Annotated in this window: 18 protein-coding genes; 4 read left to right on the top strand and 14 right to left on the bottom strand. The window is 46.2% G+C overall.

All coding sequences use genetic code 11. The annotated features are described in order from the left end of the window. Positions 1-32 precede the first annotated feature (32 nt). Positions 33-1,721, bottom strand: coding sequence for a methyl-accepting chemotaxis protein (locus tag NST38_RS05570; protein ID WP_076253358.1), 1,689 nt, complete (start codon positions 1,719-1,721; stop codon positions 33-35). A gap of 371 nt (positions 1,722-2,092) precedes the next feature. Continuing rightward, entirely contained in the window at positions 2,093-4,093 is a 2,001-nt protein-coding gene (locus NST38_RS05565) for a CotH kinase family protein (protein WP_076253359.1), read from the bottom strand. A 457-nt stretch (positions 4,094-4,550) separates the two neighbouring features. Here NST38_RS05565 and NST38_RS05560 point away from each other — a divergent pair, with 457 nt between their 5' ends. Next, positions 4,551-6,287: a methyl-accepting chemotaxis protein gene (locus NST38_RS05560; RefSeq protein ID WP_036606543.1), complete on the top strand. Its 1,737-nt coding sequence runs from the start codon at positions 4,551-4,553 to the stop codon at positions 6,285-6,287. Positions 6,288-6,414: 127 nt separating this feature from the next. On the opposite strand, the gene NST38_RS05555 is transcribed toward NST38_RS05560, so the two are convergent. Together NST38_RS05555 and NST38_RS05550 are read right to left on the bottom strand one after the other, a co-directional pair. Next, on the bottom strand, positions 6,415-6,927 hold the full coding sequence (locus NST38_RS05555) for a hypothetical protein (RefSeq protein WP_076253360.1): 513 nt from the start codon (positions 6,925-6,927) through the stop codon (positions 6,415-6,417). Between the two features lie 105 nt (positions 6,928-7,032). Beyond that, positions 7,033-7,395, bottom strand: coding sequence for a hypothetical protein (locus NST38_RS05550; RefSeq protein WP_076253361.1), 363 nt, complete (start codon positions 7,393-7,395; stop codon positions 7,033-7,035). 305 nt (positions 7,396-7,700) lie between these two features. Between NST38_RS05550 and NST38_RS05545 the strand changes: the two genes are divergently transcribed. Continuing rightward, positions 7,701-8,282 carry a TetR/AcrR family transcriptional regulator gene (locus NST38_RS05545; RefSeq protein ID WP_076253362.1) on the top strand — a complete coding sequence of 194 codons (582 nt, stop codon included), beginning with the start codon at positions 7,701-7,703 and terminating at the stop codon, positions 8,280-8,282. Between the two features lie 77 nt (positions 8,283-8,359). Then, positions 8,360-10,546 (top strand): YhgE/Pip domain-containing protein, encoded by a 2,187-nt coding sequence (locus tag NST38_RS05540; RefSeq protein ID WP_076253363.1) that lies wholly within the window; start codon positions 8,360-8,362, stop codon positions 10,544-10,546. A 129-nt stretch (positions 10,547-10,675) separates the two neighbouring features. Here NST38_RS05540 and NST38_RS05535 read toward each other — a convergent pair whose 3' ends face one another. The 9 genes from NST38_RS05535 to NST38_RS05495 form a co-directional block, all read right to left on the bottom strand. Continuing rightward, the gene (locus NST38_RS05535) at positions 10,676-11,017 is read right to left on the bottom strand and encodes a DUF4190 domain-containing protein (RefSeq protein WP_101314709.1); all 342 of its coding nucleotides are present in this window, start codon (positions 11,015-11,017) and stop codon (positions 10,676-10,678) included. 570 nt (positions 11,018-11,587) lie between these two features. After that, positions 11,588-12,343, bottom strand: coding sequence for an amino acid ABC transporter ATP-binding protein (locus NST38_RS05530; protein ID WP_076253365.1), 756 nt, complete (start codon positions 12,341-12,343; stop codon positions 11,588-11,590). Positions 12,344-12,376: 33 nt separating this feature from the next. Continuing rightward, positions 12,377-13,036, bottom strand: coding sequence for an amino acid ABC transporter permease (locus tag NST38_RS05525; protein ID WP_076253366.1), 660 nt, complete (start codon positions 13,034-13,036; stop codon positions 12,377-12,379). 111 nt (positions 13,037-13,147) lie between these two features. Then, a complete protein-coding gene (locus NST38_RS05520) occupies positions 13,148-13,918 on the bottom strand; it encodes an amino acid ABC transporter substrate-binding protein (protein ID WP_036672520.1) in 771 nt (256 codons plus the stop codon). A 132-nt stretch (positions 13,919-14,050) separates the two neighbouring features. Continuing rightward, complete coding sequence (locus NST38_RS05515; protein ID WP_076253367.1) at positions 14,051-14,608, bottom strand: DUF4825 domain-containing protein; 558 nt, start codon at positions 14,606-14,608, stop codon at positions 14,051-14,053. Continuing rightward, entirely contained in the window at positions 14,605-15,300 is a 696-nt protein-coding gene (locus NST38_RS05510) for a permease prefix domain 1-containing protein (protein WP_076253368.1), read from the bottom strand. Before NST38_RS05510 ends, NST38_RS05515 begins: the two co-directional genes overlap by 4 nt. After that, positions 15,297-15,656 (bottom strand): PadR family transcriptional regulator, encoded by a 360-nt coding sequence (locus NST38_RS05505; RefSeq protein ID WP_076253369.1) that lies wholly within the window; start codon positions 15,654-15,656, stop codon positions 15,297-15,299. Before NST38_RS05505 ends, NST38_RS05510 begins: the two co-directional genes overlap by 4 nt. Before the next feature lie 452 nt (positions 15,657-16,108). Further along, positions 16,109-17,614 carry an alpha-glucosidase/alpha-galactosidase gene (locus NST38_RS05500; RefSeq protein WP_076253370.1) on the bottom strand — a complete coding sequence of 502 codons (1,506 nt, stop codon included), beginning with the start codon at positions 17,612-17,614 and terminating at the stop codon, positions 16,109-16,111. Positions 17,615-17,803: 189 nt separating this feature from the next. Continuing rightward, positions 17,804-18,817: an AraC family transcriptional regulator gene (locus NST38_RS05495; RefSeq protein ID WP_076253371.1), complete on the bottom strand. Its 1,014-nt coding sequence runs from the start codon at positions 18,815-18,817 to the stop codon at positions 17,804-17,806. Positions 18,818-18,998: 181 nt separating this feature from the next. Here NST38_RS05495 and NST38_RS05490 point away from each other — a divergent pair, with 181 nt between their 5' ends. Next, a complete protein-coding gene (locus tag NST38_RS05490; RefSeq protein ID WP_076253372.1) occupies positions 18,999-19,631 on the top strand; it encodes a histidine phosphatase family protein in 633 nt (210 codons plus the stop codon). A gap of 207 nt (positions 19,632-19,838) precedes the next feature. Here NST38_RS05490 and NST38_RS05485 read toward each other — a convergent pair whose 3' ends face one another. Next, positions 19,839-22,175, bottom strand: coding sequence for a rhamnogalacturonan lyase (locus tag NST38_RS05485; protein WP_076253498.1), 2,337 nt, complete (start codon positions 22,173-22,175; stop codon positions 19,839-19,841). Positions 22,176-22,504: the final 329 nt, after the last annotated feature.

The following is a 22,504-nucleotide window of genomic DNA, read 5'->3' as shown; positions in this document are numbered from 1 at the left end:
GTAGTCCCTCCTTTTCCCTATTGTAACAGATCTTAAATCTTAAACGGACTAAGTGAGGTCTGCAACTCTGTCGACACATCAGACAAAATAGCCGCAGATGCCTTGATCTGCTCTACCGACTTGAGCTGTTCATGGACAGAATCGGCAGCCTGTTGTGAATTGGTACTAGCCGTCTGCGCATGGCGAGCGATCTCATGCACAGAAGCCACGATCTGTTCCACGCCTGCGGACATCTCTTCACTTGTCGCAGCCATGTCCTCAATCTCTGTAGCCATACGCAGGTTTGTATCCCGGATCAGGCTGAGGTTTTGCTCCGTTTCCCGGGTCAATCGCAGTCCTTTCTGTACTTCGTCCTTCACTCTGGACATGGCCGATAGCGATTGCTGCATATCTTGTTCCATGGCTTCGACCAGTTCTTCAATACGATCTGAAGAGTGTCCGGCTTGTTCAGCCAGTTTACGAACCTCGGTAGATACGACGGCAAATCCTCTGCCCTGCTCCCCTGCTCTTGCTGCTTCAATGGATGCATTGAGGGCAAGCAGATTCGTTTGATTTGCAATCTCATGAATGGCGGAAACCATCTGGCTAATCTGTGCCGACTTCCCTTCCAGCATACGAATGACTTCATCTGTTGTGGTAACGGAAGATTCAATGGTAGACATCTGCTGAACGGTAAGTTGCACCGCTTCACCTCCGGTTTCTGCCTGTTTGCGTGAATACAAAGCAGCGTCCGAGATGCTGGAGGCCTTGTCCGCCATGCGTTGTACGGCTATCGCCACTTCTTCCATGGCCTGCAGATTTTCTTCCGTACTAATTGTCTGACTCTCGGCTCCTTGTGCGACTTGTTCAACGGAGGATGCAATCTGCGCCGATTCTTTGGACGTTTGGTCCGCAATCTTCAGTAGCAGCCCGGTCGAATGCTCTGCTTTCTCCGCAGCTTGAAGTCCTCCTTGAATGATGACCTGGAGATTACTTCTCATCTCATTGTATCCCATGCCCAGCATACCAATCTCGTCTTGGACGTTGTCCACAACTGGCTGTGTGAAATCGCCCGTCCCCGCACGTTTAATCGCTACGGATACCCGTTCGATTCTTACTCTCACCCTGCGAACGTACAGCAGGATCAGGGTAATTGCGACCAACATTGCAAGAAGGAATACGATCAGGAATGTCTTGAGGAACGAGGAGATAATCACATCAATTAACGATTGAGAAGCGCCAACATAGAAAATTCCGATAATCTCTCCGGATGCGTTCTTGATTGGTTCATAGGCCGTCTGATATTTCTGACCCACAACCACGGCTTCACCGAAGTATTTTTCCCCTTGCTGCAAAACGGTCTGGGCGACCTCGTCCGATACCTTCGTGCCAACAGCACGCTTTCCGTCCACCATGACATTTGTTGCAACACGTTCGTCACCTCGGAAGATCGTCACCGTGTCACCAGAAGCTTCTCCAATCTCATCCACCAGTTCAAAGTTGCCTTCCAGCGCGGTATCTCCCTTGAATAATTGTCCATCCTTAATGGCCCAATCTCCTGGATGCTTATATGTAATGATACTATTCGCCATCTCCAAATCGCGCTTTGCCTTCTCTGTAGCAAATGTCGTGATCCCCTGCCTCATCTCCAGGATTACACTTACCGCCACGGCTGAAGAGAAGACGATAAATATACTGATAACGATCAAACTGATTTTGGTACCGATGCTCATGCTTCGCATGTGTGTGAGCCACCCTTTTCCCTATGTAATTGTGGGGATATTCAAGCCAATTTCGATTCCGTTTCGAATATCACTATAGTCTTATCGGTAGGAGTGATCACAATATTTATAATATTTCAGTGACTTTTATCACAAAAATAACTTGTTGAAACCTAATATTTTACGAATTATCCGTAATCATGTAAGAATGTTCTTTGAGTGAAGCGAATCAAGCGCATGCCAAAAGTGAGGCCAGACATGGACGAGGCCGGATTTTGCTGGATGTTCGCTCCGTCTAACCTCAAAAAGCAGAACAAAAAGGGATTCGATCTGACCATCGAATCCCTTTTTTTATTTTCCATACAACAACGTTGATCTGCAGGAGATAATTCTTATTTGGATGTAAGGCTTACTTGTGCAGCGGTTTGATCCCAGTCCACGGTAAGTCCCAGTCCTTCTGAGATGAAGCGTACAGGCACAAGTGTGCGACTGTTTTGAATGATCGCTGGTGCATCAATTTCGAGTGTCTCTCCATTTACGGTTGCGGTGCTGCTTCCAATCTTGAGCACAAGGGTCTGGTAATTCAGTACAGCTGTTACCGTCTTCGCCATTTTGTCCCAAGTCACTTCTGCACCTAGTGCTTGGAGGATTGCGTTCACAGGTACCATTACTCGGCCACTTTGCTGCAGTGGGTCCTGATCCGGGAATGTGATCAATTTACCATCGAGAGTTACGGTAATGGTTTTGTCGGTTGTTCCGGATGAGGTGTTCGAGCCTGTCTCTTCCGAAGTCTCAGGCAAAGGCGTTACTTCACGTCCAAGTTGCTCTTGCAGATTCGCAAGACGGTTCAGTGCAAATGTCGTCAGTGACCCGGCTGCCATGGAGCCCATGCCTTCGCCCCCACCGCCAAAGTTACCACCGGGGCGTGTCTGGGTATTATCTGTACCCGTTGTTGCATCTGTTGTACCGTTTCCAGTTGCAGTACCCTGCTGAGTTGGAGGTGTTGTACCATCTGGAGGTGTCATTCCTTCGAAACCTTCAGGCGGCGTCATTCCTTCCATGCCTTCAGGTCGTGTCATTCCCTCAAATCCTTCTGGTGGTGTACCGCCCATACCACCTGCCGCGTCTGCATTTGCAGAATAAGCGATGTTGGATTCAAACTGTTCTGTCGTATAAAACTTCGTTGGATCTGCTTCCACATAAGGAAGAATCTCATCGGCAAGGTTAGTGATACGATCCTGAATGCCTTCCATATAGTCTGTCAGTTCATTGACGTAGCTCAAATATTTTTCTTTATACTCCGGCACAGCAAGCAGGTTATTAATCATCGGTACATTTTTCATGCTAATGCCCAGTACGGGCTCGTCCACAGATACGTTTGTTGCGTTGGTGTTGGTCGTGGTTGATCCGGTTGTTGTGCCACGTCCGCCTCCACCCGAGTACCCGTTGAAGGACATGTTAAAGTCCCAAGGAACAACGGTGAACTTGCCAGCGGCATCACTGTAGAGCATGTAGTTGTGTCCTTTGTGGCCGTTATAACTGTCATAGTTGCCAAAAACCAGGTTGCCTGCAATATATTGAAGTGCTGAATCTACGTCCAGTACACTTTCAATATCGCCTTTTTCACCTTCTGGCATCTCGTTCAGCGTTTGGATGAAGGTTTTGAGTTTGGCTTTGTCCTTATCCGTACCCAAGTCTTTGGTGATTGTACTGTAGTCACTGCCCTCTTCATATTGAAGATAACTCTTCTCATCCGTATCATAGAGGACGCCTTCTTCGTAATCCTCACCGTAATTGCGCTCCAGATAGCTATCATCCACTGCTTCAACGCCAGTATAGAAACCAACCAGCTCGCCGTTAACGTACAGATTAACATAGTTCGTCATTGGTACATCCATGCCAATACTCCGCAGTGCTTCATAATGAAGAACTTCACGCATGTATGATGGATCGGCATAGTTATTGTTCAGAACCATTTTATCAAGACCAAGCAGGGTTTGTGTTTTATCGTATTTATCAAACTTCAGTCTGAAGCTGTAACGGTCTGAATCTTCCATTGAAGATACGGCTTTCAGGGTCAGATTACCCTTGGTGGAGAAACCGACATTGTCCAGCTTGTTACCATCCACTTCCACACTAACATTCTTATAATCCTTATCCAGCGGACTTTCGAGCATGCTCTTCCAGTCTGCATCATCAATCGTTACATTCACATCAATGACGTTATCCGTCTGAAACAACGATTCATAAGCTTGCGTCACGCCTGCACTCGTGGTTGTCGCTGTACTCTCTGCTGCAAATGCCGCATTCGGACTTGCAATCAGACCAAAAGATGTCGTTACCATCGTCACGGACAATGCCGTTACTGCAACTTTTCGTAATAAAATATTCAAATGATGAATCCTCCTTCTTGGTTTCTGTTAAGCAACCGAGGCTTATGTAACCATGGTAGGGGACGAACCTTTAGTGAATCTTAAACGCGATCAAGGATGATATGTATCACTATGAAATTTTCATGGATATACAAGAAATATAATGAAAAAAAGCGCAATTATAACCTTGGAACCGGTTCATAAGTCCTATTTTGTTGCAAATATCTAATATTAATATGCCTATATAACGATATATCTGAAGAGTAGAACTTACCTGGAGTTCATATACGTGAATAGCAAAACCCATTACGAAAAGCTTTCAGAAACAAAAGAGAATGTGATCAGACAGGATATTTAGGGACGATTTCACAGTTTTTAAGTCAACAATTACATAGCGTGTACAACACCCAGGATAAGTCCTTCGTCACAATCGTAGAAGGAGTGAACCATCTTGTTTAATAAGCTTCGCTGGAGTACCATGCCTTTCTTCATCAAAAATTTGGTGATTTCATTCGGCAGCATCATGTTGATCGGTGTAATTCTGATTACTGCCGCGTATCAATTGCAAAAAAATATCTTGGTTGAACAGTTGCACGACCAGGCTACCGTCATCACCCAGAAATGGTACGATGATCTCGACACTGCCAAAGTGGCAGAAGCGGCTAAGGAAAAAAGCTACTCCGGTCCTGTACAGCTGGAAATGAAAACTTATCTCGATTCCATCCATGAATTCTATCCAAACATCGCGCAAGCGTACATTTTTGGTTCAGAACTTGAGCAAGGAAACGGAACGTCCATCATCGCGATTCCAACGAATCTGTTGGAACCATTCGAGGAAGGTAATCTACCCGCAGGTGCCATGTACCCGCTGCCTCAGAATAACGTCGTAGTGCTGGAACAGATGAAAAAGGACGGAAAACCTGCCTTCAGTGATTTCTACACGGATGAGTACGGAACCTGGACCACTCTGATCTATCCGATTAATAACGCAGACGGCTCCATGTATGCTGCTCTTTACTTCGATGTAGATGCAAGTGCCGTTCCAAAAGGCCTGAACAAACTGCTTACGTACGGTTTGATGTTCCTGATCGGTTTCCTGATCCTGTTCATGGTATTGCAATTCATTTTGCTGAAAAGAACGTTGCTTCCGATCCGCAATCTGATGAAAGGTATCGAAGAAGTCAGCACGGGTAATCTGGACGTAACCATCGATACCGGGCGAGATGATCTGGGTATCATCAACGAGAAGTTCAATGCGATGATCCATCGCTTCAATACAACCATCTATAAAGTACAGAATGCTTCACATCACCTCTCGGAATCTTCCAAACAACTACTGGGCATTTCCGAGAAAAATAATGTGAACATTCAATCCATCAGCACCAATATTCGAGAAATATCTACTGGACTGGTGTCACAAGACAAAGCCACTGTGGAGAACGCACGTGCCATGACAGAGATGTCAACGGTAGTGCAGACGATCGCCAGTAGCTCAGCCGATGTGGCAGATGAAGCACTCAGCATGGAGCAGCGCTCCAGCACAGGTAATGTGGTGATGCAACAAGTCATTGAGCAGATGCGCCTGATCTCCGGTGCGGTGCAAAATACGTCAAATTCGATTCAGTCTTTGGAAAATAACTCGAACCAGATTAGCAACATTGTTAACGTGATTACGGAGATTGCTGGACAAACCAACTTGCTTGCACTTAACGCTTCAATCGAGGCAGCCCGCGCAGGTGAAGAAGGAAGAGGTTTTGCGGTGGTTGCAGGTGAGGTACGTAATCTGGCAGAGCAATCGCAGGAATCAGCGAAGCAAATTCGACAGTTAATTGAAGAAATTCAACGGGATATCATGCAGTCTTCCGAAGCGATGCAGTTGGGTTCCAAGGAAGTTACCAAAGGCTTGGAAGTTACCCAAGAGACTGGTGTATTCTTCGAGAATATTCTGACTGCTACGAATAAAGTTGCAAACCAGATTCAGGATATCTCCAGTTCTACTGAAGAAATCTCGGCAAGCACACAGGAAATGTCTGCTACGGCCGATGAACTGTCTGCCAATGTCAGCAAGGCAGCAAGCAGCAGTAAACAAATTGAGCAGTCAATTGATGAGCAGGAAGCCTCCATGGCAGCCATTGTGAGTGCCTCCGATGAGCTCTCAGTTGTATCCGAGCAACTGCAAGAACTGATCTCATTCTTTAAAGTACGTGCAGAATAGAATTAATAGGATATAGATAAAAGTAATACGACACAGTAAAAACCAAGGCTCATGAGTGACTACACTCAAAGCCTTGGTTTTTTTGTTGTTACCAACTTAGGTGGGTAGGTTCTATACCTTCCCGGTATCATTTAACAGACAGTATTTCTTCTGCTCTTATCATCATCTTTTTCTCATCATTGTAGCCGGATTGTTCGGATCGAAATCCAGCATTAAGAATAAGATCGGCCTCACTATTCGATATATATTGAACCTGCTCCGGTGTAAGGGTTATTTCAACTTTTTCTGAATACCAGCTATCTTTCGTTAATTTCGTTACCAATTCTTCACTGGTACTCGACCTCGGCGGGAGAAGCGTCTTGCCATCCATTTGCAGATCGATATCAAAAAGCTGTTTCGAATGGAAAATCTCGTGGTTGACATCTTGTCCTCTATACCTTATTCCCGGTTGAAAAGTGAAGTCGTGATCACCAGATTGTTGGACACTTAATCGGAGTTCATAATCACCCAATTGTCTGGTTGCCGTCATCGTCTGTCCCTCTCTTTGAATCCGGTCTGCTGTATCGTTGCTTTCCAATGATGAATCGGAACAACCGAGTAGGACAAGACACATCATCAGGATGTAGGAGAAATATTTCAAGGTAGACCTCCTCTCATTCTAATATATAATTTGGCTCTTAGATTTTGGACGCAGAATTGTACCATTAAGTTACATTGTTAATAAAATATAAAAAAAGTTCTCCGCTTAAGAGAAAGCATATCTAAACAGCCCATAGTATAGAGGTCCAATCGCGATAACTAAAGTTATCAACATCCAAACTCTCCTCGTCATAATTGGTAATCCATCCAAAATCTCTTCCCCTTCGTTATCCTTTAAAAGCATTGCGAATAATACATCCCATAACAACGCTGCCACAGTAATAAATTTCCACAAAGAAGGATTTAAAATAGCTGTTTCCGTTACATATCCTAGCAACCCTATCCATGTAATAACGGATACGACAAAATCGATTTTGCTAAGTTTCGACTTATACTTTCCTTTAATAAGATACGAGAGTGATGCTGTGCCAAGTAATCCAAGATAGATCGTCCATAAAACGTGTTCCATACGTACTCCTCATTCTTTGCTTTATTTTAATATTTACTGTTTCTTCGCCACCCTTTGCTATTATAGCTATTCAACTCTATAACTGATATATTTAGCACTTTTCCATATTATAGTAACTCCTCATCCGTACTTCCTCTACTCATTTATTGTTTTCATCCCCCAGCCCACATTATGACAAAGATCACATCCACCTTCCCCGTTCAAGTGCTACAGTTGTTAACGACCAGATGACCGAAATAGTAAATTGGTCATTAGATAACTTACCTTACCCATTACCTTTCAACATATAAGGAGGTGCATATGCGATGAAAACGATAGATCGAAGGCAACAGGTGATGGATTCTGCCGAGAAATCCTTTGCCCTGTTTGGCTACAAGGCCACAACGATGGAGCAGGTTGCGAGACTTGCCAATGTGGGCAAGGGAACGATCTATACTTTTTTCGAAAATAAAGAAGAACTGTTTAGCGAGATTCTGCGCTCGATCATTGCGGATATGAGACAGATTACAGAGCAGACTGTGAAGGAAGAGAACTCCTTTCTGGATAACGTGCATATGAGTATGGATTCTTTGCTGGAGTATCGGGAGGAACATGAGCTGTTGATCAAACTCTTTCAGGAGGTCAACGAGTTCGGTACGCCACAGGCCAAGGAAGGTTTGCAGAAAGTGGAGACAGCCATTCTTGAATATCTGGAGCGTCAGGTGAGCCGTGCCATGGAATTAGAGCAGATTCGCAGAGACGATCCCATGCTGGTTTCTTTTGTCCTGCTAAAGCTGTATGTCACCTTAACCTCAGATTGGAACAAAGCGCATCCTACGTTGCACAAAGATCAGATCAAGGATTTTGTGGGCCTCTTTCTCAAGAATGGCTTATCCCCCACCACATAGAGAAAGGTGTATCACTTGATTCAAAACATAATAGAGATAGAACAAACGGATTAGCGTAAGGATAGGGAGAGAACATGATGAAATCATTCCACGTATTTGGGCAGGATCTGAAGTCCGCCTTCAAGAAACCAAAAGTATTTATTCCGATCCTCGTTGTACTGTTCATTCCGGTATTGTATAGTGGCCTGTTCCTGAACGCATTCTGGGACCCGTATGGCAAAATGAACGAGTTACCTGTGGCTGTGGTCAACACGGATCAGGGGGCAGTCTACAACGACAAATCCCTCGAGGTCGGTCAGAATCTGGTCGATGAATTGAAAAAAAGTGATGATTTCGACTGGCAATTCGTGACTCGTGAACAAGCAGAACAAGGTATGCAAGACAACACGTATTATATGACGATTGTGATTCCGGAGGACTTTTCCACCAAAGCAACAACCCTGATGGATAAGCACCCTGAGCCGGCAGACCTGATCTACGAACCCAATGAAGGATACAACTTCCTCGCAGGTCAGATTGGCGGCACGGCGGTCAAACAAATTCGTTCCAAAGTCGCTGCCAAAGTCACAGAATCGTATACCGAAACGTTATTGGATCAGGTCGAAAAAATCTCTGGCGGTTTGGCGGATGCCGGGGATGGCGCAGGTCAGATCCGTGATGGCGCGATCAAGCTGGATAAGGGTGCTGCTACATTAAAAGAGAACCTGTCCAAACTGGCCGCAGGAACCGATAAGCTCGAAACGGGCGTAGTTACATTAAAAGAAGGTACGTCCACTCTCGCCCAAGGCACAGATGATCTTCATACTGGCGCGAGTGCCCTGTCCAATGGATTGTCCCAATTGGCGACAGCAGGCACGAAGCTTGGTAACGGTGCATTGCAGGCTGAAGCGGGTGGAAAACAGTTACAGGCAGGGATTCAATCCGCTCAAGAAGGTGCAGCCAAGCTGGATGCAGGACTGGCGGCTTCCGAGGAAGGCAGTGCAAAACTGACTGCTGGGCTGCAAAGTTCTGTTGAGGGCAGTGGCAAAGTTAGCGAGGGTGCTAAGGCTGTTGCGCAAGGTCTTGCTCAATTGGCCGAAGCGAGTCCCGAGCTTGCCGCAAGTCCTGTTGTCCAGCAACTCCTGGCAGCCAGTCAGGCCGTAGCGGCAGGCAGCGAACAGGTGTATCAGGGCGGGCAGCAATTGGTTGCAGGCAGTCAAAACCTGTACGCTGCACAACAGCAACTGCATCAAGGCAGCACTCAGTTAGTGCAGGGTGAACAGCAACTGGTACAAGGAGCTGCGCAGTTATCCGCCGGACAAGAAAAGCTTGCGACTGGTCTACAACAGTTCAATTCCAAATTATCCGAAGCAACCGCTGGAGGAGCCAAACTTGCGGATGGTTCAGGTCAATTGAATGCTGGTGCAGGCAAGTTGGTTGCGGGTGTAAGCCAGTTCTCAGACGGCATCTCAACCCTTGCAGATGGCTCACATAAGCTCGATAACGGTGCTGGTCAATTAAAAGAAGGTACGCTTAAGTTAACAGATGGCTCTGGTGAACTTGCCACCAAGTTGAATGAAGCGGCTGAGCAGACGGGCAGTGTGAAAAAGACGGATGAGCTGGTAACCATGTATGCAGAGCCTGTTCAGGTCGATGAACATAAATATAATGAGGTACCTAACTACGGTACAGGATTCTCGCCATACTTCCTGTCACTCGGGCTATTTGTCGGCGCATTGATTGCCACACTGGTTGTACCCACACGTGGCAGCACAGTTAGTGAGGCAAGTGGCTGGAATCGTTTTGTGAGTAAAACGCTGGCTTTCACACTCATGAGTGCAGCGCAGTCCCTGCTTGCTTCATGGCTGGTCTTATACGGCTTGGGTCTGGATGTTCAGAGCGTTCCATTGTTCCTCTTATTCAGCTTTGTTACCAGCCTAAGCTTCATGTACATCATTCAGGCACTGGTAACTTGGCTGGAAAATCCGGGTCGTTTCCTTGCCATTCTGATGCTGATCTTCCAGCTCACCACCAGCGCAGGCACCTTCCCGCTCGAACTGATTCCAAATTGGCTGAAAGTATTCAATCCATGGCTGCCTATGACCTATTCGGTAACAGGTTATAAAGCAGTCATCTCAAGTGGACAGTTCGGTGTAACTTGGGATCAGATTGGTATTCTGTGCATATTCGCCGTGATTGGGCTTGGAGGAACCTTAACTTATTTCCTGATGCATCGCACCACGGAGAACGCAGACGTCAGCAGTGAAGTCGCACTTCCCCTGTAAATTCGTAAATTAAAAAGCAAAGGCATGTACCTAAGCCCCACCCTCTTCTAGATAACAAGAGGTGTGAGTTAAAGTACGCCTTTGCTTTTCTAGTTTTAGATACAATCTAAGTTTGCTAACTTCATATTTCTAGTATGTAGAATAAATTTCAGAACTTGAGATAGCGAAACTAAACAATAGTACGAGCAAAATAAGTAATACATAAATGGCTGTACCTATGATTCCACAGACAAGGCCAGCAATCGCTAACCCTTTTCCTTGCTCCATGCGAACTCTGATCTCTTTGAAGGCTAAAGATGCAAATATAATTGCGGCGATTCCGATTAAAATTCCCACGTAAGGAATCGTGACGGACAGAATTCCCAAAACTAGTGATACAATTGACTTACTATTGGTCTTTGGTACTACATAAGGCGGTGGTGGCAATGTGTCGTTATAATAACGATCAACATCATTTTCGCGATGTTCCAAGGTAAATCCTCCCTGTTTATTAAGTATGTTCATTATAATCGATTATTAGGAAAAATAATATCCACATTATGTTAATTATGAATTGATATTAGATTTATTTTATTCCCATCATCCCTGGACATATACCTACATCCATAAGCTTATAAATTGTACTTCAAGGATATGAGTTTAAGAACCGTTTATCCGTGTGATGATACAAATCATGAATACCTCTAACATATAGATATTATTATGGTAGTACTTTTCTAGATTACATTGGGGGATTAACTCAGATAAAAATCGATAAAGTAATGAACATACTTATGATTGTGATGCTTCTACCTATTGCTCTTTATCGAAATAATGTAGCTGTACTATGTTTTAGTATTGTTTTGTTTGGAATCATGAGTTACACCACTTATCGAATTCGAACACGTTGGAATGTAGTAACTTATATCTTTTTGACCCTTGTACTGATTATCTGGAACATATACCTTTGGACATAAGCTATTACTTTCAAAAAAAAGAACGCACTCCCTTATTACTCATAGGATTGCGTTCTTTCAACATTTCTTAGATTTGAAGTTTCTTCTATCTTTCCACTTCCACCCGCTGCAAAAATGTCCGAGTACGTGCAAGCTTTGGATTGCCGAAGATTTGTTCTGGCGGTCCCGCCTCTGCGATTTCCCCGTTATCCATGAAGAATACGCGATCCGCAACATCACGGGCGAAGCCCATCTCATGCGTGACAATCATCATGGTCATATTTTCCTGTGCAAGTTGTTTGATGACACGCAGCACTTCCCCGGTCAGCTCCGGATCAAGTGCCGATGTCGGCTCATCGAACAGGAGGATGTCCGGTTGCATCATCAGTGCCCGAGCAATGGCAACACGCTGTTTCTGTCCACCGGACAGATTGGCTGGATAGACATCAGCCTTGTCCGACAGCCCTACTTTGCCGAGTAATTCCAGACTGCGGTACCGAATGACGCTTGAGCTTTCTTTTTTCAAAGTTTTCGGTGCAAGTTCCAGATTATCTTGTACGGTCAGATGCGGGAACAAGTTGAAATGCTGGAATACCATACCCATACGATCCGTCATCTTGCGAATATCTGCGGCACCCGCGTAACGGCCATTATCAACCAACGTCTGATCCTGAATGCGAATCGTTCCGCCCGAAATATCCTCCAGATGAATCAGGCTGCGCAGCATCGTACTTTTCCCCGAACCCGAAGGCCCGATCACGGCAATCACTTCGCCTGGTTCCACGTTGAAGGATACCTGTTTCAGTACATCAAGTGCACCGAATGATTTTCTCAACTGATTTACTTCTATTATATGTGTCATATGCAGACAGTCCTTTGATTGATCAGATTTAATTTATTCAAATGAAAACCGCTTCTCCAGTGCCTTGAACAGCACGGTGAGTACGAGTGTCATGAGCAGATACATAACCGCCGCCACGAAGAAAGGTGTCAGCTGTAAGTCGCGATTTACCGCCGCTTGGGCGTAATACAACAGCTCAGGTACAGCCACGGCATAGAGCAGTGCCGTATCCTTGATGAGCGTAATGGATTCATTGGCCGTTGCGGGCAATACTACACGAATCATCTGAGGAATAATGACTTTAGTCATCGTTTGCCACTTTGTTAACCCCAGTACCTTCGCTGCCTCATGTTGTCCCTTATCAATGGAAAGCAGTCCGCCCCTGAAGATTTCAGCGAAGTACGCCGCATAGTTTAGGATGAACGCAATCCCCGCTGCAACAAAACGATCAAACACCAGATACTCTCCAATCACCGGAAGCAACGGTAAACCGAAGCAGAAGAATAGAATTTGGAGCAGTAGCGGTGTTCCTCTCATCACATATACATACGTATGGGCAATCCATGCCAGTGGTTTAATCTGGCTTCTCATCGCAAGCGTGACCGCAAACCCAAGCGGTACAGATAACACGATCGCTAGCAAGAACATGAAAATGGTGGTCTGCGCACCCTCTAGCATAGGTTTTAAAATGGTCGATAAATAATCCCAACTCATTGTTTTGTCTCCTCTAATCTGTTAACCCCGCATTCCTCTGGGGCATAAATCGCTCCAGCATGGAATACGGGGTCCGTTTTGTTCTAACTATATATCAGGTGTGTAACCTGCTTATTTCAGAACCTTATCTTCACCCAACCATTGGGTGGAGATTTTAGCCGCTGTTCCGTCTGCATTCAGCTCATCCAGCGCTTTTTGTAGCTGATTCAGAAGCTCTTCATTTCCCTTTTTGATACCAATGCCATATTGTTCCGGTGCAAGAGATTCATCCAGCAGTTTGAATGTTCCCTCTTCTTTGGACATGTAGTATCTAGCTACCACTTCATCAATGATGACCGCATCCAGACGTTTTGTCTTCAGATCCGTCAGTGCAAGCACGTTATCCTTAAATTCAGAAGCTTTCACTTTATCCTTCAGAGGACTTGCTGCCAATGCATCTGCCGCGGAGGACAGCGCCTGCAATCCCACATTTTTACCATCAAGTTCATCCAGCTTTGTGATTGGCGAGTCTGCCAAGGTAATAGCTACTTGACTGTTTTCCAGATACGGCTTCGTGAAGAGTACTTTCTCTTTACGCTCATCCGTAATGGTGTACCCGTTCCAGATCATGTCGATCCGGCCACTGTTCAGCTCTGACTCTTTGGAAGACCAGTCGATCGGCTGGAATGTGATTTCTTTACCCATTTTCTCCGCTGCAGCTCTTGCGTAATCAATATCAAAACCAACAATTTCATTTTGCTCGTCCCGGAAACCCATTGGAGCAAACTTGTCATCAATTCCTACAACAATCGTGTTATCGTCTTTGCTTGCGGAACTGGAACAACCAGCCACAATCAATACACATATACTAATGAATAATAGTAAAATCGCTTTTTTTCTCATCTCTCGAACCCCTCCAAGTCTATAACCAAAACCCAAACGCTTTAGTTCGTTACCACGTTATCAGAGATTTATAATAACATAGCATGGGAGAAGAGTCGAGTCTCTTGCCTATTTCCTTCTATTTCATGCAGCTTAATTGTCAACAATCTGTGAAAAAACCTCTTTCACTTGTGCCGGTTCCACCAGCTTCTCGCGTACAGTCGAATTCCATAGCTCCGGGTTCTGAAGCTCCTTTAATTCCGTACCTGTCCATTGTTGGGCAGATTCACGACGTAAGGTATGGCTGGTATTCTCAAACTGGTAGACGATCTGCTCCAGATTATCGATCATAACAAAGTTCGCAACCGCATTATATACAAGTATCCGCTCAAGTTCCTCTGCATCCATCCCACGCGTATCCAAGCTATAATTCACTTGGACCGTGAACGTCTCCGGGTACAGTTGGTAACCATTCAATCTTTCACGTAAAGGTAAAGCCTGATTCAGATGACTAAGGTTTGAATTATCACCCATGTAGGGACTGCGATATTTGGCTAAAGCGGCAAAATCATGTGTCAGCGGATTCTGCTGCTCTTCCTCGTACCGAGCCTGTTTCGCCTCGATCTTCGGATTAACGAAACCTTCAACAATCACTAAGCCAATGATGCCCAACACAACAAGTGTTATAATCCATATGTTTCTAATTCTCATAACGCATCACTCACTTCATACTTACTAACGATCCGATACGCGCGATGCACAACCAAAGGAATAATAACACTTAGTAATGGGATGGCAAAGGCAATGACGATCACTGCAAACTGATAGGGTCCATCCACCTGAATGGGTCGATTAAACCAGATGTTGCTTCCGAATCGCAATGCTGCCTGCGTTCCCCATAGTACGAGTATTAATACCGCCCACAACCACCATATTCTGCGATTCCACTGCACTAAGGCAGGGATTCGAATAACCGTGGTTTTCACGGAAGTTGCAGAATCGTTCGTCTTGTTGATCAACAGATACAATATATACATGCCACCAACAATGAGACTCACGATCATAAGCAGATTGTTTATGGCGGAGCCTTGCATCAGCACTCTCATTGGAATGGTAATGATCCAGGCTATGAGGCTGTAAATCAGAGCAGACTGAAACAACGCTGTCCAGTAAGGAACACGTTGTACCCTTCGATGGTCACTCATCACTTCATCCATACCAGCGATATGCTGAATGGCGGTCTGGAACGCCTTCTCTTCACTCATACCCTGCGAGATATAATCTTCAATCCGCGCAGCGAGATTGCTGTGAATCTCTTCTTTTAATTCTCGATTGTCTAATGTATCTTGTGCGTGAGCGAACAAACGATTCACATGACGAGTGATGCGAGCTTCCAATCTCATAGGTCTTCATCTCCTTTTTCTCCAGTGACAATCATGCAATCAATCAGTGCCTTGGCTGCTTGCCAAGCATGAACCTGCTCTCTATAGGCTTTAAGGCCTTGCGTTGTAATTCGGTAATATTTGCGTCGTCCTCCCTGCGTCTCTTCCCCCCAGTAGGACTCCACATATCCACTCTTCTCCAGCCTCTTCAAACTGGAATAAAGCGTAGGTTCCTTCAATTCAAACTGCTCTCCGCTCTTGCGATAGATCTCCTTAATAATGCTGTAGCCATAGTTATCTGCGGGTATAAGTACACTCAGAATGATGGGGTCAATATTGCCCCGAATCAGATCACTGTTAATCACTTGCACATCCATCTACGAGTTTCACCGACTTTCTTCCGTCCTGTGTATACTATAAGACACATTACTATGTCTGTAAAGGTAGTATGTATCACATGGTAAATATGCATCGCAAGAGTAACACTAGCAACATTCCTCTCTTGCAAATAAAATTCTTCAATACGATAAGAACATTGACCACATTGGTATTTCTTTCAACTTTGCTGATATTATCCGGCTGTAATCCTACTCCAAGTCATGGTACAAACAAAACTGCCTCACCCTCAACTCTTTGCGAGAAGGTTCATTCCAGTTAGCGCAGGAAAAAGGTACTCATTATTATGGAGCCTTTGCCCGCTGGACTTCCTCTCAAAATTCGCAGGTTTCCTTGGGTGATACCTCTTTTGCCTTTGTTATCCGTGGTGTGGAAAAAAAATAAAAACAAACAGGGCCCCTCCAATTTTGGAGAGGCCCATACGCATTTTTATCTATTGCTGCACTTTCTCGCGATCTTTCCCTTTATCCGATTCCCCCGCATTTTTGTTCGCAGCATCGCGATCCTGTTTCATTTCTTCCACCGTTTTCACCTTGAGTCTTGCCGCTCCTTCATATTCCATTGTTGGAATAAGGTCACCTGCAGCAAGTCTTGCTTCTGCAGCTGCAATCGCATCTCCGTACTGCGGCAACCACTCGGCCTGTGCAACGAGCATCTCGTCGACCATCTGCCAGATTTCTTTTGGATTACATACGGCACCCACGAGCGGGTCCATCATGAACGCCTGACGAAGTAATTTGTCATCTCCGTTCACCGCAGCTTCAACCGCGAGCCGTTGCACGGAAATACTCACATTACATACCGCAGCCGGGCCAAGGGGCAGATCGCCTACATGTGGCATAGAGATGCCGTTGCGATCCACATATCCCGGTGCCTCAATAATCGCATCGTCCGGAAGGTTGGAGATTACTCCATTATTAACGGTATTGAAATGTCCACGATAGACACGTCCCGTCTCCAGCCCTTCAATAATGTATGAACCGTGCTCCTCGCCCCGTTTTTCCGGAATGAATTGCATCGGTTCATCCTTCATCCAGTTTGGAAAATCAGTTTCAAACCAGTTGCGCCCCTCGGTACATACCCGCAAATATCCACCCGTCTCTCCGTTGATCCAGTTGCCCAGGTCGATCCATTCGTTGATCTCTTCCGGACGTTTGCGGTACCACGGCACATATTCACTCAGATGACCATTCGATTCTGTACTGTAATATCCGAACCGGCGTAGCATATCGATCCGCACTTTCTCAGTACGGCTATACTCCGGATGTTTCTCGAAGGCTTCGAGCAGGTCACCTGTAAGGTCTTTACCTTCATGAGAAGCCTGAATATACCAGGTCTGATGGTTGATGCCGGCACAGACAATATCCACTTCACTCTTTTTCAATCCGAAAGCTTCCGCAATCTGATGATGACCATGCTGTACGCCATGACACAGTCCGATCGTCCGTACACCACCGTACTTGTTGCAAGCCCATGTCAGCATCGCCATCGGATTGGAATAGTTCAAGAGCAGCACGTCGGGTGCGCTCTGTTCACGAATATCCTTACAGATGTCCAGCATCTCGGCGATTCCCCGTTGTCCGTACATAATGCCGCCTGCACACAGCGTATCGCCGACACATTGGTCTACCCCATATTTCAGTGGAATATCTACATCTGTTGCAAATGCTTCCAGTCCCCCAACACGAATCGTACACAGTACATACTTCGCATCTTTCAATGCTTCTTTACGATCTGTTGTCGGCTGAATCTGAATATTCAATCCATTCTCACGGATATCCCGCTGACACAGCTCCGTCACCATGTCCAGATTGTGCTGGTTAATATCGCAGAACGCAATCTCGATGTTGTTAAACTCGGGTACCGTGAGCAAATCCCTTAACAATCCCCGTGTAAATCCGATACTTCCTGCCCCGATAAACGCCACTTTAAAAGACATCCCTATGTCCTCCCTTAATCCGAATCTTTCGCTTCGGTTAATGACTCTCTTCATGAAATCATTGTACCAACCGCTTATAGGGAAGCGTTATCAAAATCATGACCTGTTCAAGATCTTGTTGTCAAAAATCCTAACTTTTACGCGCTAGCTCCAATAATCGATATGTATTCGAAAATAACTGCAATCGGCTCATTCATCCGACGGGTACTGACTAACATGTCGTTCCATAGAGGAGCGAAATTCGACCGGAGTCATGCCCGTCGTCTTCTTGAATAACATATGAAAATACTGACGACTGCCTACTCCAACATAGTCGGAGATTTCCGAAATAGGAATATTCGTCTGCTGAAGCAGCATCTTGGCCTTCTCCATGCGAAGCATCGTCAGGTAGTCGGTAGGTGTGCGCTGCGTGTGCTGACGAAAAATACGATGTAAATAGCCTGGATGCAGATTGACGGCTGCCGCAATATCCTTCATCTGAATGTTGCGATCCATATTGTGATGCATGAATTCAATGGTTCGTTTGACGTACAGTTCCGCCTGATCTGGCGCACTCCGGCTCATTTCTCCGCGCAGACGTGCAACACGAACCAGCAACTGGATAAACAGCGTACGCACCAGCATACCCTGTTCAGGAGACGACAGATTCCGGGCTTCGCGATGTTGTGCCCTTTCCTCTGTAGGAATAACTCCTATCGGTAAAGACGACCTTCCTTGCTCCTGCAGACCGCGCTGGTCGAGTTCCAACACCAGACTTTTCATAATGTGATACACTTCTTCCGGGTCAGGCAGTACCAGATATGGCGAAGCATTAGTGAGTAGAGTGTGGACTTCTTCCTCTTCCAAAGCGAGCTGGCGGATGGATAGCTGTCCAGTAGGCGAGTTTGAGAATGCAAACTCCACATTAAGCATCCGGCAAGGCACGCCATCTTCCACCAGCAAACGGTGCGGGACACCTGCATCTAGCATAATGAACTGCCCTTTTTTCAAAACGGCCTGCTCTGAACTCCCATCCGGCATCTGCACATCCACCCGGCACATTCCCGAAATAATATACATGATCTCTGTCGAATCATGATTGTGATAGGACATACGATAGTTGTCCCATTGCTTGTAGTAGTACGCGTAAAATCGCGGCCCGCAATCCTCTGTTCGCAAACCCTCCTGATACAGGCTTCCTGTCCAAGGCTTTGTTATGCTCATGTCGATACCTCCATTCCTTCAACGATCGATCCTCACTTTTCTCCATTGTAGCAATTCTATAGGTTGAATATAAACTGTCTTGCTTAAAAGCCTCATTGCAATATTTAATTAGATGAATATATAATTAGTTTATCATCTAATCATTTATGTGAACTGTCTATAACTAAGGAGGTTTCCAATCATGAGTACCACCTTTCATTTGGTGAGACATGGTCTCAAAGAACGAAGAATCGGTGATGTCTCCCTCACTTCCGAAGGGGTTTTACAAGCCGAAGCCACAGCACTTCATTTTGCCAGAGCTACCTTTCCCGTTACTAAAATCCTTACCAGCCCACTTCGACGAGCCCAAGAAACCGCCAACATGATTGCCCGCCACACCCATTCCCATACAACCGAAGATCCTCGCCTGCGCGAACGTGCCAATTGGGGCGATTGCCCGGATCAGTCATTCGAAGAATTCATTGCGATGTGGGATCGATGTACGTCTGACCCAGATTACATTCCACCCGTGGGTGACTCGGCCAAACAGGCTGGTGAACGGCTGGCCTCCCTCCTAACCGAATTAGCTAATGAAGAGCCAGAGAACAGTAACATTATTGTGGTTGCACATGGTGGACTCATTACTGATTTTCTGGTGCAAACCTTTACCGAGGGCGAGCTTAACGTCTGGCATTCCGATTTTATAGCTATGCAGAACCAACTTATTCCCGAGTGCTCCATCACCACCTTGATCCATGATCAAGGTAACCACACGATTGGAGCGTTCGCTTCTACCGTGCATCTAGACTCCAATTATGAAAATGGAGTGACGTAAATTCTAATGGATTGGAACACACCAAGCTCTATTTCGCAGATCCTAATGTAAAAAAAGCTCTGAAACCTCCATGTGCCGAGACACATGGGGATTCCAGAGCTTCTAAGCTTTAATACTAACTCTTAAAAACTGATGCTTCCTTACGTTACAGCCTGATCATGAACACATGTTATGTTGCTATTGCTAGCTATTATTACTCCGGCCTGCTTACTTTCCGCCCTTACCTGGTGTGTAGAACTTAGGCAGCGTTACTTTGGACCAGTCCATATCCGATGCCATGTAGAAGGACGGATAGGACGGCTGGTTGTATCCACTGTTCTGTCCGGCAATGCCCACACGATACATCGCATCATGCATCAGCGTGTACAGCTTGCGGTCTGTCTTCTCGGTACTCAGATAGATACGAATCGCTGAACTGTCGGTGGTTCTCACCAGCATCTCTTCTCTCCAATCCCCGAAGATATCAGCTACGAGAGAAGGTGTACCTTTGGTGTGATTGTTGGTCAGTGTGCCTGTTGCCGTCAGCAACGTGCCACGATTCCAGTCTTTGATTGTAGGTGTGACGTCGATGGCACCTTCAACGATCTGTGTCGTCATATCGGCAGACCAACGAATATTCATATTCGTTCCCGGCATCTGATCACTGATTTTCTCACCCTTAGCTGTCCACAAACCTACAGCCCATGTCTCAAGTCCACGCCGAGTCGGATCAACATCACCCACCATGCCGCGACCGGTATCTTTCCCCGTGTACCCACCATAGATTACTTCTCCGGTCTTCGCATCACGCAGGGAATAACCATATGGCGCCCAAGGCCCACCCTCGTGTACCATAAAAATCTCAAGTCCCGGACGATCCGGGTCAATATCTGCCACATGAAGTGCGTCCCCATGACCCAGACGGGCAATCGTTCCCGGTGCAGCACTCTCGGCTGGCATCAGGTCTGTGGAGCTGTACAGCACGCTGCCGTCATGATCAATTGTAGCGGAGCCATAGATAATCTCCTGTTTGCCGTCTCCATCCACATCCGCCACACTGAAATAGTGTGCACCTTGAGTGGTGATGGAACCATACTGCGGATCTGTGCCATCCACACCATGCGGTCCGTCATTGAATGGGTTCTTCATTGGCGTCCAGCCGCTGTCCACTTTCCATTCCTTTTTCAGCTTCTTGCCGTCCCAATTGTAGGCAACCATCGTTGAACGTGTATAGTATCCGCGTGCAAAGATTGCAGACGGTTTCTTGCCGTCCAGATACGCCACGCCTGCCAGGAAACGGTCCACCCGATTCCCCGGTTCAATCCGTGCCATGGCATAATCGCCCCACATCAGACCATCATCATGACGCTCGGGTTCATATGGAATGGTCTCCAGCTCTTTGCCTGATTTACCTTCAAATACCGTAACATACTCCGGTCCATCCACAATAAAACCTTCAAACTTGCGCAGCTCATTGCGGTTACTGCGCTCTACTGCGTACACATCAATGAAGTAGTCGGCCAGACTCTCCGCATCTTGCTGAGATAATGGGTAGTTATATTTTTTCTCAATTCCAAAAGCCTCTTCCAATGTCGCAGGCCAGTTCCCCTTCACAACCTCATCGTGTTTATGCCAGTTTCTGAACATATCCACCACGTGATCGTAGTAACCATCCGCACTTAAACGATAATCATCTTCATTCGAGTACCCTGCCTTGCGATCCTGCTTCGGAAGTGTAATGTACTTCTCGGATGTCACTTTTCCTTTTTTGTTATATTTGATAATCTTCGTGCCCGGAGCGGTCTTGAACATCATCTCGGCCTTGCCATCTCCGTCAAAATCGTAAACTAGCATCTGTGTATAATGAGCACCTGCACGGATATTGACCCCAAGATCGATCCGGTACAACAACTGACCGTCCAGGGTGTAAGCATCAATGTAGGTTTTACCGGTGTACCCTTTTTGCGATACGTCCTTGGCGTTGGAAGGATCCCATTTGACGAAAAACTCATACTGACCATCCCCATCCACATCACCCACGCTCATGTCATTGGCGGAATACGTATAAGCTTCTCCCGCAGGCGTCACACCATCGGCGGGTTTTTGCAGTGGAATGTCCACATACCCGTTCGCCCAAGGTTTGACTGATGCACTGCGTTTGCTCTCCTTGCCCTTCTTGTTCACCGCTGCCACTTCATAACGGGAAGACGATTTGCCCGCGGTATCTACATAGTTGGTGCTGTCGGTGACGGTAGCGATCTTTTTACCATCACGATAGACGTTAAAGTCCGTACCTGTCAGCCCTTTGTCGCTATACCCTGTGGCCTCGTCACCAAGCAATCTCCAACTGAGAAAAACACCTTCAGATGTCGATGCAGCCACCAAACCCCGATTCAGATATTCCAGTTGAATCTCTTTCACGTGACTGCCCCCCTTATGTGATTGCAGGCCAGCCTCCGTCGCCCCATTACCGTTCGAAGCTTCCGCTCCCGTAACGCCAGCCGTTCCTCCAATGAGCAAAGCTACGCTAAGTGCCGAAGAGAGCACCTTGGCTGCAAGTGGCATACGAGCCTTTCTGCGACCTGATTGCCGACCTGACACCGATCCCTTATGTACCGGCGCTGTTGTTCCTGAGTTCATCCACCTTCACGCTCCTTGAGACAGAATGGGTAACGCTTGTACACATCGATGATGATTAGACGTTCGATAATTCATAGAGGCCTTCTTCGAAAGAAGGTTTCAACCCGCAATGATTACGCTTACAAAATTAAAAAAGAGAAATCAGCTTGCCCGACTACCAGAGTTCGGTCCCCCTTCCATTCTCTTTCCAATCCGAGCGAGGTGATCCCGCCCATCGGGTTCTATTATAGACATCCTGTCTGCCAGACCCTAGG

Source organism: Paenibacillus sp. FSL H8-0104 (genome assembly GCF_038050215.1).
Lineage (GTDB): Bacteria > Bacillota > Bacilli > Paenibacillales > Paenibacillaceae > Paenibacillus > Paenibacillus amylolyticus.
The sequence above is the reverse complement of the archived record's forward strand: the minus strand, read 5'-3'. Positions and strand labels throughout refer to the sequence as shown.

Bases quoted from the DNA above. Each gene is read 5' to 3' on its own strand.
- NST38_RS05500 (WP_076253370.1), bottom strand. From the start codon at position 17,614: ATGTCTTTTAAAGTGGCGTTTATCGGGGCAGGAAGTATCGGATTTACA.
- NST38_RS05490 (WP_076253372.1), top strand. From the start codon at position 18,999: ATGAGTACCACCTTTCATTTGGTGAGACATGGTCTCAAAGAACGAAGA.
- NST38_RS05560 (WP_036606543.1), top strand. From the start codon at position 4,551: ATGCCTTTCTTCATCAAAAATTTGGTGATTTCATTCGGCAGCATCATG.
- NST38_RS05485 (WP_076253498.1), bottom strand. From the start codon at position 22,175: ATGCCACTTGCAGCCAAGGTGCTCTCTTCGGCACTTAGCGTAGCTTTG.
- NST38_RS05510 (WP_076253368.1), bottom strand. From the start codon at position 15,300: ATGAGATTGGAAGCTCGCATCACTCGTCATGTGAATCGTTTGTTCGCT.
- NST38_RS05495 (WP_076253371.1), bottom strand. From the start codon at position 18,817: ATGAGCATAACAAAGCCTTGGACAGGAAGCCTGTATCAGGAGGGTTTG.
- NST38_RS05515 (WP_076253367.1), bottom strand. From the start codon at position 14,608: ATGAGAATTAGAAACATATGGATTATAACACTTGTTGTGTTGGGCATC.
- NST38_RS05520 (WP_036672520.1), bottom strand. From the start codon at position 13,918: ATGAGAAAAAAAGCGATTTTACTATTATTCATTAGTATATGTGTATTG.
- NST38_RS05570 (WP_076253358.1), bottom strand. From the start codon at position 1,721: ATGCGAAGCATGAGCATCGGTACCAAAATCAGTTTGATCGTTATCAGT.
- NST38_RS05530 (WP_076253365.1), bottom strand. From the start codon at position 12,343: ATGACACATATAATAGAAGTAAATCAGTTGAGAAAATCATTCGGTGCA.
- NST38_RS05545 (WP_076253362.1), top strand. From the start codon at position 7,701: ATGAAAACGATAGATCGAAGGCAACAGGTGATGGATTCTGCCGAGAAA.
- NST38_RS05540 (WP_076253363.1), top strand. From the start codon at position 8,360: ATGAAATCATTCCACGTATTTGGGCAGGATCTGAAGTCCGCCTTCAAG.
- NST38_RS05505 (WP_076253369.1), bottom strand. From the start codon at position 15,656: ATGGATGTGCAAGTGATTAACAGTGATCTGATTCGGGGCAATATTGAC.
- NST38_RS05525 (WP_076253366.1), bottom strand. From the start codon at position 13,036: ATGAGTTGGGATTATTTATCGACCATTTTAAAACCTATGCTAGAGGGT.
- NST38_RS05550 (WP_076253361.1), bottom strand. From the start codon at position 7,395: ATGGAACACGTTTTATGGACGATCTATCTTGGATTACTTGGCACAGCA.